Consider the following 16,042-nt stretch of genomic DNA (forward strand, 5'->3'; position numbering starts at 1 on the left):
AATTATTTAGTTAGTCGGCCGTGCAGCGTATGGATAAATAGGGTCACGCAAGGAGAATTCATACGTATATCCATCAACTATACCGACTACTTTATTGCTGTCATATAAATCTAACAAGAATTGAGCCATTTCTTTAGAAGTGTGATATTGCGGTACATTGGTCTCATAGTCAAAATCAGCAACATCTAGAGAATGCTGAGCGAACTCTGATTCCGTTGCAGCAGGTGCTAACACCTTGGCGGACAAATTCGCCCCTTTGCCTGCCAATTCCTGTGCAAGCCCCTCTGTAAATGCACTTACGAAGAACTTGGTAGCACAATAGGTTACAGCTCCTTCTACAATGGTATAACCACCACCAGAGGATATGTTAATCAATTGCGTTCCTTCAACTTGTTCGTAATCGCGGACAAATAGGGAAGATAGAACGGTAAGAGCTTCCACATTTAAATGCAGCATATTTCCAATTTTATCTAGGTCCTGTTCTGCTACAGAATCAAAATTTCCAAATCCAGCATTATTGACAAGTGTCTCTAGTGTGTATTCCTTTAAAGACTCATACAGGCTATATACTTCCTCCTTCTTAGATAAATCGGCTTTTTTAATTACGACATCGAGTTGCTTATTGCTTTCTTGAATGACTTCCTTGAGCTGCTGTAATTTTTCTTCACGGCGAGCAACTAAAATTACATTTTTCCCTCGTGCAGCGAATGCTAAAGCTGTTTCATAACCGATTCCTGAGCTTGCTCCTGTGATCACAGTGTACTTCATGGATAGTACCTCCCATTGCTATTTTATTTAACTACAGTATAATCGTAATCGTTAAAGTTCACTTTAAGTCAAGAGAAAGGGAGGAAAATGTGTATGTACTCCATAAGTGAGTTAGCAATTAAAGTACAGACCAAGCCCCATACATTGCGTTATTATGAAAAAGAAGGCATCCTCACAGCCCATCGAAAGGAGAATGGTATTCGTTGGTATGACGAACAGCATGTTAAATGGCTGAAGTTTGTCATGAAGCTAAGAGAAACGAAAATGCCTATTGCACAAATAAAAGTGTACACGCAATTATTGAAAGAAGGAGAACACACCTCATTGGCTCGTTTACAGCTTCTGGAAACCCATCAGCGAGATATCCAAAATCAAATTACTACATTATTAGAGACCGACGCGTTGCTGGACAGAAAAATTACTGCTTATAAAGAATATCTTCATGCAATAGAAAGCAATGCATAATATCTCACCATTACCTAAAATAGAAAAGAATCACTCATTTACATGCATAATTAGAGTCATTTCGGTGAGCATATCAATGAGGTGATTTTATGAGAAGCATGTTAGTAATTGTATTATTGCTGCTAATCATTTTATAATCAGCCTTTAGGAAAACATCAATCACGTGTTTTCCTTTTTTGTACATAAGAAACATAGTGAGGTATTAGATGGGGGTGTAGGTAGTAATGGAGATGTTTATGGAGTATCCACTCGAGTATTTCATTATGCTTCTTGTTATCGTCGGAAGCTCTGTTGGAGCAATATTTATACTTAAAATAGACTGGAGAGGCTACGGTCTATTATTTATCCTTAGTGGTATCGTCGGAAATATCATTTGCATCCTATTTGTCGTTTTGAATTTTTATTCTTTTCCTGTTGTACCTTTCCACTTCGGAATTCATATGCCTTATACTGCCATCCTAATCGCATTCCCCTATTATGTATTACTGGGAGTCCGTTTTAGCCCCAGGCACTGGTATTTAAAGATACCATTCTACTGGGCATTCGTACATATCGGTGTATTAGCGGAAAAGCTGATGGAAGAATACACCTCTATTATTGAATACGGTTTTTATTGGGATACATTTGACTCCTACGCTACCTGGTGGGTGTATTTACTTGTATTTGAGTTTATCGGAGGGAAGTTAGTATCAGATGATAAGCGTCGGCCTATTCAAACCAGGGCCTTTTGGTATGGGAGATGGGCATGGTTTTCCGTCCATTTCATCCTCATAATTACGATTTTTTTAGCTGGTGTATATGTGGGTACATTACTTTAAACTTGATAGAAGAAGTCTATTGATAAGACTTCTTCTTAGTATTCCATGAACATGGAGGGGAAGAAATCGACTTATTTAATAACCAACGTTTCCTTCATCCTAACGAAGGAGAGGACCCCTGCCAAAAGGGAGAGTCCACCGACAAGACCAATTGCCCAGTGAATCGAGAGGGTATCGGCGACTATTCCTGCTATGATTGCCCCAAATGCATATCCACTATCTCTCCAAAATCGATACACACCCAAGGAAGTGGCTCTCCATTGAGGATGGGCAACATCACTAATCGATGCAATAAGAACAGGATAGACCATGGCTGTACCAACACCTAGCATGGCTGCTCCGATAATCCATAGCCAATACGCCTGTACGAATACGATAAACCATAAGGAAAAAGCCTGTACGAACATACCGACTACAATTAACTTCTTTCTTCCAATCCGATCACTCCATATGCCTGTAAAGAGTTGGAATACCCCCCAAGCTGCAGGGTACACTGCTACCACAGTCCCCACCTGAGCAATAGTTAACCCACCTGATGCAAGAAAGGTAGGGAATAATCCCCAGGCCATTCCATCTTTCAAATTGGTCGTCAATCCGGCAAAGCTGCTGCTGGATAGCGATTTATCCTGCCAGGTTGTCTTTTTCAAAACGTCCAAAGTAGATATGGTCTGTGAACTACGTTTATGCTCGTTAGTTTGCACCGATAGATGCTCTTCCGTGTTATTTACCAATAATGATAATAGGAAACCAACAATAACAATTCCTATTCCTATATAAAAAGGCTCTGGACCATACGAAAAAGTGGATGCTACATAACCTGATATGACTGCCAGGAGAGCAACGCCAACATAACCGGCAAATTCATTTAAACCAACGGCCAATCCCCGTTGTGATGATTTTGCAAGATCAACCTTCATATTCACCGTCATCGACCATGTTAACGCTTGATTGATACCGAGAAATATATTGGCAACCGCAATGACCCACCAGGCATGCGCCACCATCACGAGTACCGGAACGACTAGTCCGACTGCCCAACCGAACAGTAATACATGTTTACGTCCAAACCGATCCGCCACACTTCCTGCAAAGAAATTAACAATAGCTTTGGAAAAGCCGAAGCTCACAATAAAGGAAAGTGCAGCGCTTGTCGATACCAAGCCAAACTTTTCTTCTCCTAATATTGGGAGGATCGTTCGTTCCAATCCGACCATAGCACCTACAAATACATTAATTATTAGTAGTAAGGAAAAAGTTATGACATTTTCCTTTATCCCTATTTGTGCAGATGTATCACAATGATTCATGTATATCCCTTCATTTCGATTTTGATTATGGTAACATCTCCTTATGCATTTTAATACCCAATGCGGTATTTGGCAAATGAACGGTTTTTAAAAATTTTTCTTTGTTCATCCGTGTTGACGTTTTTCCTATATATCATTTTTATGTGAAAAACGTGAGTTCGAGATAATATGGGTGCTGTTAGTAGGTGAGCTGAATGGTTAAAGATTGCTCCTGGAGGCTAATAATGGCTTGCAAAAGTCATTTTGTTCACTAATATGTTAAATCATCTTGATATGAAAGATCCTAATGGAAATCTTAAGGAAACAAGCAGACAATAATTTCAAATTATTGTTGATATTGGTGTCTCCTTTGTATACAATAAAATGCATAACAGGTCATCTGATGACCTGTTATGCATTTATCCAATTATGAAAGCGTTTTAGATTAAAGGACAGGAGGAGATGAAATGCTGCTGCTTACGGCATTAAGTGCTATTATTGCACCATTTGTGTTTCTTGTATTGTGGAGGATGTCGGCAAAGAAAGGTATGTTTTTTAGTGCACTAATTCTTGTTTTGTTAGCGGTTACAATTTGGGGTGTAGAGCTCCCTGTAATAGGGGCGTCTGTTCTGCAAGGAGCTCATAAAGCGTTAACTATATTATTTATATTGTTTGGCGCTATGGTGCTATTGGATACGCTTCGAAATACAGGGGCAGTAAAACGAATTAATCAGGGGTTCCAAAGTGTTTCATCTGATATGAGAGTGCAGGTTGTAATAGTTGCTTTTTTATTCGGATCGTTAATTGAAGGGGCAGCAGGCTTTGGAACGCCAGCAGTAGTAGTGGGACCATTAATGGTGGCTCTTGGCTTTACTCCGATGGCAGCTGCGACACTTGCCTTGATAGCCGATAGCTCAGCAGTATCTTATGGAGCTGTAGGTACTCCCATACAGGTAGGTCTAAGTAATATACCTGGTGCAAATCTATCATTCTATCAGGACATTGGGATTAGAATAGCGGCTATCGACTTATTAGGGGCAACATTTGTTCCGTTTGCTCTTGTGCTGATTTTGACAATCTTTTTCGGACAAGGGAAAAAAATGAAGGATGCAGTAGCCTTGTTACCTTGGACGTTACTGGTAGGTTTAACCTATTCCTTATCAGCCTTGTTGTATGCGTTTCTATTCGGACATGAATTTGTTTCTATTCTCGCGGCATTAACAGGTTTATTTGTGGCTACATTAACAGCGAGGAAGGGAGTGTTGCTTCCTAAAAACGTGTGGCAGGATGCATTAAGTGATGGGTTTAGCCAAGAAACAGAAAAATCTGAAATGGGACTCGTTAGAGCCTGGTTTCCCTATTTAATCGTTATTGTACTATTATTAATAACTAGAATTATCCCACCGATAAAACAATTCACGTTAAACACGATTGATTTAAGTTGGAATAATATTTTAGGGTATGAGGCTATATCATCTGGCTGGGAAGTACTATACTCTCCAGGAAGTATTCTTGTATTAGCTGCTGTATTAGCTGTGTTTATCCAGGGGAAATCCTTACATCATTTCTGGAGTGCCTCAAAGCAATCATTAGGATCTATGAAAAATGCAGCATTGGCACTACTCTCCACACTAGCTTTGGTCCAGGTGTTTACGAACTCTGGAATCAATGCAGAGGATTTGATCAGTATGCCTCAATATATAGCTCAGACATTGGCAGCAACCTTTGGCTCGATGTGGATATTCGTATCTCCTTATTTAGGAGAATTAGGAGCTTTTATTACAGGTAGTGCCACAGTATCTACTTTAACGTTTTCGCCCATTCAATATAGTATTGCAAAGGAAACGGGTATGATGCCGGACGTAGTGTTATCTACTCAGATTATGGGCTCTGCAGCAGGAAATATGATTTGTGTACATAACGTGGTTGCTGCTTCTGCTGTTGTAGGACTGACGGGCAAAGAAGGAGATATTATTCGAAAAACGCTTGTTCCGGCTTTGTTGTATGGACTTGTTGCAGGCATCGGAGGCTTTTTATTACTGCAACTGTTATAAACGGCTGAAGCTTTCTAATTGTAGTGAATTGTTTTACAATATATACAAGCTGGTTTGGAATTTGGAGGAAATGAACGTGCAATATAAGCCAATACGTACAAGAAAAATATATGAAGAAGTAGCAGATTCTCTGTTAGAAATGATTCAAAAAGGAGATATCCGTCCTGGTGATAAGCTGGACTCTGTCGAGCAACTAGCAAAAAATTATAATGTCGGTCGTTCTGCCATTCGAGAAGCACTAAGTGCATTACGAGCAACTGGTATTTTGGAAATGAGGCAAGGGGAGGGAACCTTTGTAAAAGAATTTGATCCTACCAAGTTCTCTCTCCCAGTCTCGATTGCATTCATCATGAAACGAAAAGATATAAAAGAGTTGATGGATGTTAGAAAAATACTAGAGGTGGGAGCTGTTTATACCGCAGCGCTAGAACATAATCAGGGAGACCTCCGCGCTATGCACCAAGCTTTAGTAGATATGGAGGAGGCGAATGGTAATGGGGAGCTTGGGGAAAAAGCGGATCTCGACTTTCATCTAGCCATAGCGCATGCGACACATAACGATATGCTTATTAATTTAATGAACAGCGTATCGGAAATTATGATGGAAGCTATGAGAGAAGCACGAAAGCTTTGGTTTCATTCAGAAAAGAAGACCTTTAAGCTGCTAGAAGAACATAAATTGATTTATCAGGCTATTGAAAAACAGGATGGGGACAAGGCACAGGAACTAATGCTGTTCCACTTAACGCAAGTGGAAGAAGCCTTATTTAAATATATAGAGTAGCAAGGACCGCGATAGGTCCCTATTGCAGCTAAGTCATCAGATGACCTGTCTATTGCAGGCGAAGAGGGGAGAAGGTTGTATATGAAAGTGTCTTTATTTATTACGTGTTTGTGTGACATCGTTTCGTCTGATGTTGGTAAGGATACGGTAGAGCTTTTAGAGAAGTTAGGGTGTGAGGTGGATTTTCCAGAGTTACAAACATGTTGCGGGCAGCCGGCATATAACAGCGGGTATGTCACCAAATCGAAGGAAGCAATGAAGCAAATGATGAAAGCGTTTCAGCATTCTGATTATGTTGTCGGTCCGTCTGGCTCCTGTGTGGCAATGCTTCAAGAGTATCCACATGTTTTTAAAGATGATCCTGTATGGGAAGCGGAAGCAAACAATCTTGCTGCAAAGTCTTATGAATTAACTCAATTCATTGTCGATGTATTGAGATGCGTAGACGTGGGTGCCACATTTAATGGAACGGTAACATACCATACATCTTGTCATATGAGTCGCCTCCTTGGAGTGAAGGATGCACCTCTTACTCTGCTGAAGCATGTAGAGGGGATTACCGTTAAAGAGCTGCCATTGTGTGAAGATTGCTGTGGATTTGGAGGTACATTCGCCGTGAAAAATCCAGAAATATCAGAGCAAATGGTGAAGGAGAAGACAGAGCATATTGTAGAAACAGAAGCGGAATACGTAATTGGTGGGGATATGGGATGTCTTCTCAATATCGGAGGGAGACTTAGTCGAGACAACCGAAACGTAAAAGCGCTCCACATTAGTCACGTATTGAACAGCTAGAAAGGAGGATTAACATGCCAATTAAATTAGGGGAAATTTCCTATAAAGAAAGAATACAAAAGGGCATAGAAAATGATTTCATGCGAGGAGCTGTATCATCAGCTCAAGGTCGTTTTCGCTCAGGGAGACTTAATGCGGCTGAGGAACTTGGAAATTGGGAGGATTGGCGAACAAAAGGAGAGGAAATCAGAACCCACACGTTAGAGAATTTGGATTATTACTTACATCAGCTTAGCGAACAAGTTGCTAAAAGGGGTGGACATGTTTTTTTTGCAGAGACAGCAGAAGAAGCAAACGAATACATTCAAAACATTGTAAAGAAAAAGGAAGCAAAGAAGGTAGTAAAGTCCAAATCAATGGTAACGGAGGAAATTGGGTTGAATGAAGCCTTAGAGGAGGCGGGCAGTGAGGTAGTGGAGACAGACTTAGGTGAATGGATTCTACAAATGGATGAGGATCCACCCTCTCACATCGTAACTCCAGCACTCCATAAAAATAAAGAGCAAATTAGAGAGACATTTGCTAGTAAAAAAGGATACCAAAACTCAGATCTACCTGAAGAGCTTGCCACCTTTGCTCGAGAGCAATTAAGGAAGGAATTCCTCTCTGCAGACGTTGGAATTACCGGTTGTAATTTTGCTGTTGCAGAATCAGGAGCTATTACGTTTGTAACTAATGAAGGAAACGCTAGACTAGTTACCTCGCTACCTGAAACACAAATTTCTGTCATGGGAATGGAACGAATTGCTCCAACATGGGAGGACATGGAAGTATTGGTTAGTCTTCTAACGAGAGCAGCGGTTGGTCAAAAATTAACAAGCTATGTGACAGCTATTACTGGGACAAAGCTCGAAGATGAAGTAGACGGACCAGAAGAGTATCATCTCGTCATCGTTGATAATGGACGCTCTAAAATACTAGGTACAGAGTTTCAATCAGCTCTCCATTGTATTAGGTGTGCAGCTTGTATAAATGTCTGCCCTGTATATCGTCATGTTGGGGGACATTCGTATAACTCGGTTTACCCTGGTCCTATTGGTGCTGTACTGACACCGCTGTTAGACGGTTATGAGGATCACAAAGAATTGCCTTATGCATCCTCCTTGTGCGCTGCTTGTACAGAGGCATGCCCAGTAAAAATACCATTACATGAGCAATTAATTCGTCATAGAGAAATAATAGTAGAAAAAGAAAAACAGACACCAAAAACAGAGCAGCTCATGATGGAAGGGTTTGCTCAATGGGCTTCACATCCAGCTGCCTACAAGCTAAGTACTAAAATGGCCAGAATGGCATTAAAGCCATGGACGGTGGATGAAACCATATCGAATGGTCCTGGTCCCCTAAAAGGCTGGACCGATGTTCGTGACTTTCCCGCTCCCAGTAAACAACAATTTCGAACATGGTTTAAGGAAAGAAAGCGAAATGGAGGTGGCTCCTCATGACAATACAAAATAGAGAGCGGTTTCTGAATAATGTGGCACAACACTTAGGGAGAGAGCGAAAAACAAAGAACGTAGAAAGACCCTCTTCAAGCCTCATGCCACAATGGCAGGTTTTTCAGCACCATAGTCAGGATGAACTGGCAGATGAACTTGAGCTACAGTGCCATTCCATTCATACCACCTGTAAACGTACTAATGCTGAAAATCTTCATACAGTGCTGCAAGAAACGATAGAGGAGCTTAAAGGCCAGAGAATTATTGCTTCAGATGATAGCCGTAATGAAACGTTTGGAATCTCTTCTTTATATGAGGATTTACAGAAAAAAGGAATTACCTGTCATATATGGAATTCAGCGGATGGTCAATATAATCTCGATTATGCAGAGAGTGCAGATGTGGGAATTACCTTTAGTGATATAACGCTAGCAGAATCCGGGACGGTGACGTTGTTTAATAACAGCGGTAATGGTAGAGCGATTAGCTTACTGCCTCGCTCCTACATAGCCATTATCCCTAAAAGCACCCTTGTCCCGAGGATGACTCAGGCAGCCAAGCATATACACGAAGCAGAGCAAGAAGGGCATGGTGTTGCGTCCTGTGTAAGCTTTATAACAGGTCCAAGTAATAGTGCAGATATTGAAATGAATCTAATTGTCGGAGTACATGGGCCAGTAGAGGTAACTTACATATTAGTAGAGAATAGATGATAAAGGGAGATGCCCCTTTTCAATTTTATTTTGAATATGGCGCTCTAGCTAGAGAGCTAGAGCTAGGTTCGCTTCTACACCTATTCTATGATTTAATGAGGGGAGGCTAATAAAGAAGCAAAAGCAGGTGACTATATGGAATTAAAAAAACTAGGACAATGGTTAGAAATTACGGTGCCTCAGAAATGGGAGGCTATATTAGAAGAGATATTAAAGCACCACCTTCATATCCCTAAAAAACAGTTACACGCGCTAAGAATGGAGCAGGGGGTAACGGTAAATGGAGAACAGGTAAAGTGGACAAATCGTGTCCATGCGGGTGACTTGCTTCAGGTACGTCTTTTTCAAGAGGAGCATTTAGGAGTTATACCTACTGAAAAGAGCCCAGACATATTATGGGAAGATGATCATGTGCTTGTGGCCAATAAGCCGGCTGGTATTAACGTTCATCCGAATGAAGCAGACCAAACGGATACACTAGCCAACCAGGTTGCCCATTATTTTAAAAAAACGGGAATACATGCCAAAGTCCGACATGTACACCGATTAGACCAGAATACCACAGGCGCTGTACTGTTTGCCAAGCATGCTTTAGCAGGAGCAGAAATGGATCGGTTACTGGAGAACCGTGCCATCAAGCGTACCTATATGGCCCTTGTGAAGGGAAGGCTTGAGCATCATACAGGCAAGGTCACCAAGCCGATTGGGAAAGATCGTCATCATCCCACCAGAAGAAGAGTATCTCCTAAGGGACAACATGCGACCACGAGCTATGAAGTAATACATTACGATGCTAAAAAAAATGCAACACTAGTAAAGCTTCAGCTCCAGACTGGTAGAACACATCAAATACGAGTCCATATGAGTTATTTAGGTCATCCACTACTTGGAGACAAGCTATATGGAGGTCCAAACGGTACACGACAGGCTTTACACGCTGGACACATCCAGTTCCCGCATCCTATAAGCGGAGAGACCATTTCCTGCATGGCACCATTTACAGATAACCCACCAATTTTTCCAGGCAACGTAGAAGCTTATATAAAATAATAGACACTGTTAGGTTGGCCTATATATCATAATTGGGAGAGTTGATTTCGAGATAGGGAAGATCTGCTTATTAATTTGCGAGGAAGGTATGGTATGGAAAGCGCAGTTCCATTCCACTTTCCTTGCTATTTTTACAAAACTTAAAGCTTACATTTAAGGATATTATATTAGGAATGAACGACAAGCGATGACAGAGCCAAAAAAATGCCTTCCCTTACCTAAAAGGGGAGGCATTCTTTATTTGGAATTACTTTTAGAATAGTTCATCCCCTCTAGTACCCACATAGATGTTAGGTCATTGATAAAAGGATGTGGTGCTATAATGAGCGATTTCCGCACTAGCTTTAAAAGGGCAACACATCACCGTCATCTGGGACGAAGGTTCGATCCTCCATATTATGTGTTGAAAGATATTGCTTTAATTCATCTCTTGATAAAAGACAGTGATTCAATGACTCCATATGCGTCACGACAATAGAACGATTAGGTGCAGCTTGATATACAGCTCCGACATCTTCTTTCGTCATGGTTATAGGTCCACCTTCTAAAAACTGAGCAGCACCAGCATTCACTACTACAACATCGGGGTGGTATGTGTGAATATTGTGGCTTACATCCTCACACCATACCGTATCTCCAGCCACATACAAGGTGGGCTCCTGTGGATGTGCAAACACAAATCCTGAAACTGTTCCGGTCATTTTTGTTATCTCTCCATGACCATGCTGTCCAGCTGTAATGGACACATAAATATCGCTAATTTTAGTAATATATTCTAAGCTATAAACGTTCCCAAACCCCTTCTCCTTAATAGCGATCACATCCTCCTCGTTCTGAGCATAGATTGGAATTTGTTTAGGAAGAGCATTATGGGCGGCTTCGTCAAAATGATCAGGGTGTAAATGGGTAACTAGGACAGCATCTGCGTCCACTAAAGCCTCTACTGAAACAGGTAAATCAACAATCGGATTAGCTTGATGCTGATGCGGTGTATTCGGAAAAGCAGGCATTGTTTCCTTTTGAGCGAAAAATGGATCTACGAGAATGCGTTTATTTGCATAGGTAATAAGAAGCGTTGCGTTACGGACCAATTGAATATTCATATGAGGCAGCCTCCTTTTAATCTAATTCCTCCCTAGTATAAAATAGACGTACGAAAGGCATACATACATAAAATCAAGAGTTACATCACTTTTACTTGAAATGTGAAAGGAATGGGAAAGTTGATAGATGATACAGATAAAAAAATAATAAAAGTTCTATCCGAAAATGGAAGGATTAGCATGAAACAATTAGGAGAAGAAGTTCATCTAACAGGCCAAGCAGCCTCTACACGAGTCTTGAAGCTAGAGGAAGCTGGTATCATTGAAGGTTACTCTGTAAAGGTGAATGAGCAAAGGGTTGGTCTTCCTGTTCATGCTTTTATTAATATTTATACGAAAAGCCTCCAGCACCAGCATTATTTCCAAGTACTGGACATTTATAAACCATATGTAAGGAACAATTTCAAAATAAGCGGGGAAGGCTGCTATTTACTAGAATGCCGTTTTCCCTCTAACGAGGAACTGGATAGCTTCTTAGTTGATCTATCTAAACAGGTGAGCTATAAATTATCCATAGTAGTGAGCCAAACAAAATCATAATTATTAAGCTGATTTGTAAAAACGTGTAGTGTATTGAGGGAGCTGCTAGAGATAACAGGAGGGAAGGGACAGAAGGCACAGCTTAGATTCTGCCCTCTTCTTTATGGGATTTGTCTTTGGATAGAGAAAGTATTAAAGATTGTTTACTTATCCTCTTTGTTGCTGAACTGCTTGCGATAGCTCTCCTACCCCCCCACGTCCAAAGGAAAACGCAGCTACCCCTAATCTATCAATGCACCTCCATGAGTATTTCTCACCCATTTATAAACAAAGTCTCCATTATCTCTCTATAATATGGATTATCCTACCGCATATATGAGAAAAAACTCAGCTTGGTAGCTGAGTCTTTGTATTTCTGTTATTTGCCTAACATAGCTCTGACACCTTTATACAACAGGAATAAGGAGAATAGTAAAATGGCGACAATGCCGATTACGGTTGTAACAGGCTCCACAGACTCCAAGAAGGTTCCTTCAAGAGGAACTCGAATTAAAGCGAAGCCAGCAAGGATGCAAGCTACCATCAACACCTCGAAGCGATCCATACATATCCCTCCTTTCCTTACATAATATGATGAAAGTACACTATAATACCGAAATGTTCTGAATTTGCTTTGAAAGAGATAATGCTTGAATTTTCAGAAAAGTATTCGTACAATGAAATCAAAACATACTAACCAGTCAGTATGTTTCTCGAAGGAGGCACACTAATGGATTTTTCTTATTCAGAAAGGGTTAAGGCATATCGAGATCAGGTTAGATGGTTCATGGAGGAGTATGTATATCCCAATGAAGCTGTATTTGAAGAACAATTAAATGCTCAAGATACGAGGTTCTCCTCTGTCCCTCCTATTATGGAAACCTTAAAACAAAAGGCACGGGAAAAAGGATTGTGGAATTTATTTCTTCCAGACTCAGCCAATGGGGCTGGGCTGACAAACCTTGAGTATGCTCCGTTATGTGAAGAAATGGGGCGTTCCATGCTTGGTCCAGAGGTGTTTAATTGTAATGCTCCTGACACAGGAAATATGGAGGTACTTTACCGCTACGGCAGTAAACAACAGCAGGAGAAATGGCTGAAGCCGCTATTAGATGGAAAAATCCGTTCTTGCTTTTCTATGACGGAACCGGACGTGGCCTCTTCAGATGCAACCAACATAGAAGCAAGAATTGAACGAGTTGGAGAGGAGTATGTCATAAATGGCCGAAAGTGGTGGTCGTCTGGTGCAGGAGATCCCAGATGTGAGATTGCTATTTTCATGGGGAAAACCGACCCTGATGCCCCGCGCTATGAGCAGCAATCGATGATTCTTGTTCCGCTCGATACACCTGGTGTTACTATCACTAGATTATTACCAGTGTTTGGTTATGATCATGCTCCTCATGGCCATGCGGAAATAGATTTTAACAATGTAAGAGTTCCCGAGGAAAACATTATTCTTGGGGAGGGCAGGGGGTTTGAAATTGCTCAGGGCCGACTTGGACCAGGCAGGATCCATCATTGTATGAGACTGATTGGTGCGGCAGAGAGAGCGCTTGATGATTTATGTAAGCGTGTACAACAGCGAGAAGCATTTCATCAATCGCTTGCGAATCAAGGTGTTATAAGGGAATGGATTGCTGACTCTAGAATTGAAATTGAACAAGCAAGGTTATTAACGTTAAAGGCCGCTTACATGATGGATACAGTCGGCAACAAAAAGGCCAAAACAGAAATCGCTATGATAAAGGTTGTCGCACCGAACATTGCTCTGAAGGTGCTGGATCGGGCTATTCAGGCTCATGGTGCTGCAGGTGTTAGTGATGATTTTACACTGGCTGCTCAATGGGCTAATTCCAGAACATTACGGCTTGCGGATGGACCAGATGAAGTTCACCGTCGACAAATTGCTAAGTTGGAGCTGCAAAAGCATGAAATGACAGGAGGTATTCCAAGTGGGAGTTAAGCACTTGTTTGATTTAACAGGAAAGACGGCAATTATTACGGGTGGAGGAAGAGGTCTTGGCGCCCAGATTGCTGATGCATTATCCGATGCTGGGGCAAATGTCGTGCTATGCTCTCGAAAACGAGAAGCATGTGAGGAGGTGGCGAATCAGCTATCGGAGCAGTATGGTAATAAAACCCTAGCACTGGCCTGCGATGTAACGAATCAGGCTCAAGTTGAGGAAGTGGTAGCACAAGCTAAGGAACAATTTGGGTCCATTGATATTCTATTCAATAACAGTGGTGCTACATGGGGGGCGCCAACTCTTGACATGCCATTGGATGCATGGAACAAGGTGATGAATGTAAATGCAACAGGGACGTTTCTCATGTCTCAGGCAGTTGGAAGAGAAATGGTAGAGCAGAAGTCAGGCAAAATCGTTAACATTGCATCTGTTGCAGGTCTTGGCGGAGCGGATTCCAGGTTTATGGAAACGGTTGGCTACAATGCCAGTAAGGGAGCAATCATCACCTTAACAAAGGATCTAGCTGTAAAGTGGGGATCGTATGGTGTTAATGTCAATGCTATTGCCCCAGGTTTTTTCCCTACGAAAATGTCGAAGGTAGTGTTAGAGCAAGGGGGAGATTATATTCTAGATCGTACCCCGCTTAATCGATTTGGAAGCGAGGAGGATTTAAAGGGGGCAGCTCTATTCCTAGCATCTGATGCTTCAAATTACGTCACAGGGGATGTACTGGTCGTCGACGGCGGCATGCATGCATCCTGTTAAACGATAACAATCCAACAAACAAGGAGAACGTACACATGAGAGAAAAAATCATCAATACAAGCATTGCACTATTTGGAGCACATGGTTTTCGAGAAACTTCTATTGAGGATATAACGAAGGAGCTTGGAGTGACGAAGGGAACCTTTTACTATTATTTCACTAATAAAGAAGATGTATTGATGCACATCCACCTTCGCTTTATTGAAGGACTGTTAGAGCAGCAGAAAGCGATCCTTGACAATCAAAGCAAAACGAATCAAGAAAAACTGCACGATAATGTTCAGATGGTTATTCGTAATATCCGAAACGGTGTTCAAAGCGCAAAGGTGTTTTTTCGGGAAATGAAGCATTTGAATGAACATCATACTTCCAAGGTGCTTCCAAAAAGACATGAGTTTCAACGAAATATTCAAGGAATTATTCAGAGAGGTATCGACGAGGGAGAATTCAGAAGGGATCTTAGGGCAGACATGCTTTCCTTTGCCGTTTTAGGCGTTGCTAATTGGAGTTACTTTTGGTTTGAGCCTGACGGAGAAGTTTCAGAAGATCAATTAACTGACATTTATATGAGGATGATTATAGAAGGGATACAAACGAAAGGAGGAGAAATAGATGAGTAATCCATCTATTAAACAGGTAACGGTGGTTGGCGCAGGGAGTATGGGACATCAAATTGCCATGCTCGCGGCTTTAGGCGGGTTTAACACGTATTTACAGGATATTAATGAGGCATCACTTGATAAAGCACACACAACGCTTCAGTCCATTATGAGCAAATGGGTTCAAAAAGGAAAGATAACCGAGGAGGAAAAACAGGCTGCCTTTCATAGGCTTTCCTTTACCCCGAGTTTAGAAGAGGCGGCAATCGAAGCTGATTTTGTAATTGAAGCAGTGGTAGAAAAGTTAGATGTGAAAAGGGAGGTATTTGCTCAAATAGATGATTTAGCACCTCCTCATGCCGTTGTTGCTACTAACAGCTCTACCATTGTTAGTTCCTTAATTGCCGATGCAACAAACCGATCGGATAGAGTATGTAACATGCACTTTTTTTATCCGCCACTCGTGATGGATTGTGTGGAGGTTGTCCAAGGAGAGCATACATCCTCTGAAACGCTCCGCACAGCTATGGAGCTATGCAGAGCAATACATCGGACCCCAGTTCAGCTTGATAAAGAAATATCTGGTTTTATTGCCAATCGTATTCTCTTTGCCATACAAAAAGAGGCAATGTACCTCTATGAGAACGGTTATGCTGACTATACAGATATTGATACGATTACGAAAAAAGCACTAAGTCATCCTCTTGGGCCTTTTGAGCTAATGGATTTGTCCGGTATTGATGTTGGATATTATGTAATGCAGCAGCACTTTGCTGAAACGGGTAATCCAGAGGATAAACCTTCTGAAACAATGGTTCAAAAAATGAAAGCAGGGGAGCTTGGCAGGAAAACAGGTAAAGGGTTTTACGTCTATGATGAAGCCGGTAAAGTGAAACGATAATAGAAGGGAAGTA

Annotated in this window: 17 protein-coding genes; 13 read left to right on the forward strand and 4 right to left on the reverse strand. The window is 41.3% G+C overall.

The annotated features are described in order from the left end of the window. Nucleotides 1-6 precede the first annotated feature (6 nt). A complete protein-coding gene (locus tag ACFFGV_RS05105) occupies nt 7-768 on the reverse strand; it encodes an SDR family NAD(P)-dependent oxidoreductase (protein WP_377345499.1) in 762 nt (253 codons plus the stop codon). Nucleotides 769-861: 93 nt separating this feature from the next. Here ACFFGV_RS05105 and ACFFGV_RS05110 point away from each other — a divergent pair, with 93 nt between their 5' ends. Both ACFFGV_RS05110 and ACFFGV_RS05115 read left to right on the forward strand, forming a co-directional pair. Then, nucleotides 862-1,233, forward strand: coding sequence for a MerR family transcriptional regulator (locus ACFFGV_RS05110; protein ID WP_377345500.1), 372 nt, complete (start codon nt 862-864; stop codon nt 1,231-1,233). A 224-nt stretch (nt 1,234-1,457) separates the two neighbouring features. Next, the gene (locus ACFFGV_RS05115) at nt 1,458-2,051 is read left to right on the forward strand and encodes a CBO0543 family protein (RefSeq protein ID WP_377345501.1); all 594 of its coding nucleotides are present in this window, start codon (nt 1,458-1,460) and stop codon (nt 2,049-2,051) included. 71 nt (nt 2,052-2,122) lie between these two features. On the opposite strand, the gene ACFFGV_RS05120 is transcribed toward ACFFGV_RS05115, so the two are convergent. Next, a complete protein-coding gene (locus ACFFGV_RS05120; RefSeq protein ID WP_377345502.1) occupies nt 2,123-3,358 on the reverse strand; it encodes an MFS transporter in 1,236 nt (411 codons plus the stop codon). Nucleotides 3,359-3,804: 446 nt separating this feature from the next. Between ACFFGV_RS05120 and ACFFGV_RS05125 the strand changes: the two genes are divergently transcribed. From ACFFGV_RS05125 to ACFFGV_RS05150, 6 genes are all read left to right on the forward strand, one after another. Then, nucleotides 3,805-5,391 (forward strand): L-lactate permease, encoded by a 1,587-nt coding sequence (locus tag ACFFGV_RS05125; RefSeq protein ID WP_377345504.1) that lies wholly within the window; start codon nt 3,805-3,807, stop codon nt 5,389-5,391. A gap of 76 nt (nt 5,392-5,467) precedes the next feature. Further along, complete coding sequence (locus ACFFGV_RS05130; protein ID WP_377345505.1) at nt 5,468-6,175, forward strand: FadR/GntR family transcriptional regulator; 708 nt, start codon at nt 5,468-5,470, stop codon at nt 6,173-6,175. Between the two features lie 81 nt (nt 6,176-6,256). Then, nucleotides 6,257-6,970, forward strand: coding sequence for a (Fe-S)-binding protein (locus ACFFGV_RS05135; protein WP_377345506.1), 714 nt, complete (start codon nt 6,257-6,259; stop codon nt 6,968-6,970). A 14-nt stretch (nt 6,971-6,984) separates the two neighbouring features. Next, on the forward strand, nt 6,985-8,415 hold the full coding sequence (locus ACFFGV_RS05140) for a LutB/LldF family L-lactate oxidation iron-sulfur protein (protein ID WP_377345507.1): 1,431 nt from the start codon (nt 6,985-6,987) through the stop codon (nt 8,413-8,415). Then, nucleotides 8,412-9,122, forward strand: coding sequence for a LutC/YkgG family protein (locus ACFFGV_RS05145; RefSeq protein WP_377345508.1), 711 nt, complete (start codon nt 8,412-8,414; stop codon nt 9,120-9,122). Before ACFFGV_RS05140 ends, ACFFGV_RS05145 begins: the two co-directional genes overlap by 4 nt. Before the next feature lie 135 nt (nt 9,123-9,257). Beyond that, entirely contained in the window at nt 9,258-10,172 is a 915-nt protein-coding gene (locus tag ACFFGV_RS05150) for an RluA family pseudouridine synthase (protein ID WP_377345509.1), read from the forward strand. A 344-nt stretch (nt 10,173-10,516) separates the two neighbouring features. On the opposite strand, the gene ACFFGV_RS05155 is transcribed toward ACFFGV_RS05150, so the two are convergent. After that, the gene (locus ACFFGV_RS05155; RefSeq protein WP_377345510.1) at nt 10,517-11,275 is read right to left on the reverse strand and encodes an MBL fold metallo-hydrolase; all 759 of its coding nucleotides are present in this window, start codon (nt 11,273-11,275) and stop codon (nt 10,517-10,519) included. A gap of 120 nt (nt 11,276-11,395) precedes the next feature. Here ACFFGV_RS05155 and ACFFGV_RS05160 point away from each other — a divergent pair, with 120 nt between their 5' ends. After that, nucleotides 11,396-11,815 carry an Lrp/AsnC family transcriptional regulator gene (locus ACFFGV_RS05160; RefSeq protein WP_377345511.1) on the forward strand — a complete coding sequence of 140 codons (420 nt, stop codon included), beginning with the start codon at nt 11,396-11,398 and terminating at the stop codon, nt 11,813-11,815. Nucleotides 11,816-12,173: 358 nt separating this feature from the next. On the opposite strand, the gene ACFFGV_RS05165 is transcribed toward ACFFGV_RS05160, so the two are convergent. Continuing rightward, nucleotides 12,174-12,359: a hypothetical protein gene (locus ACFFGV_RS05165; RefSeq protein ID WP_377345512.1), complete on the reverse strand. Its 186-nt coding sequence runs from the start codon at nt 12,357-12,359 to the stop codon at nt 12,174-12,176. A gap of 165 nt (nt 12,360-12,524) precedes the next feature. Here ACFFGV_RS05165 and ACFFGV_RS05170 point away from each other — a divergent pair, with 165 nt between their 5' ends. The 4 genes from ACFFGV_RS05170 to ACFFGV_RS05185 are packed head-to-tail and all read left to right on the forward strand — an operon-like array spanning nt 12,525 to nt 16,029. Beyond that, nucleotides 12,525-13,760, forward strand: coding sequence for an acyl-CoA dehydrogenase (locus ACFFGV_RS05170; protein WP_377345513.1), 1,236 nt, complete (start codon nt 12,525-12,527; stop codon nt 13,758-13,760). After that, nucleotides 13,750-14,529 (forward strand): SDR family oxidoreductase, encoded by a 780-nt coding sequence (locus tag ACFFGV_RS05175; protein ID WP_377345514.1) that lies wholly within the window; start codon nt 13,750-13,752, stop codon nt 14,527-14,529. Before ACFFGV_RS05170 ends, ACFFGV_RS05175 begins: the two co-directional genes overlap by 11 nt. Nucleotides 14,530-14,564: 35 nt before the next feature. Next, on the forward strand, nt 14,565-15,149 hold the full coding sequence (locus tag ACFFGV_RS05180) for a TetR/AcrR family transcriptional regulator (RefSeq protein ID WP_377345515.1): 585 nt from the start codon (nt 14,565-14,567) through the stop codon (nt 15,147-15,149). After that, a complete protein-coding gene (locus tag ACFFGV_RS05185) occupies nt 15,142-16,029 on the forward strand; it encodes a 3-hydroxyacyl-CoA dehydrogenase family protein (protein ID WP_377345516.1) in 888 nt (295 codons plus the stop codon). Before ACFFGV_RS05180 ends, ACFFGV_RS05185 begins: the two co-directional genes overlap by 8 nt. Nucleotides 16,030-16,042: the final 13 nt, after the last annotated feature.

Origin of the sequence: Pontibacillus salicampi (assembly GCF_042434395.1) — a bacterium.
GTDB lineage: Bacteria > Bacillota > Bacilli > Bacillales > BH030062 > Pontibacillus > Pontibacillus salicampi.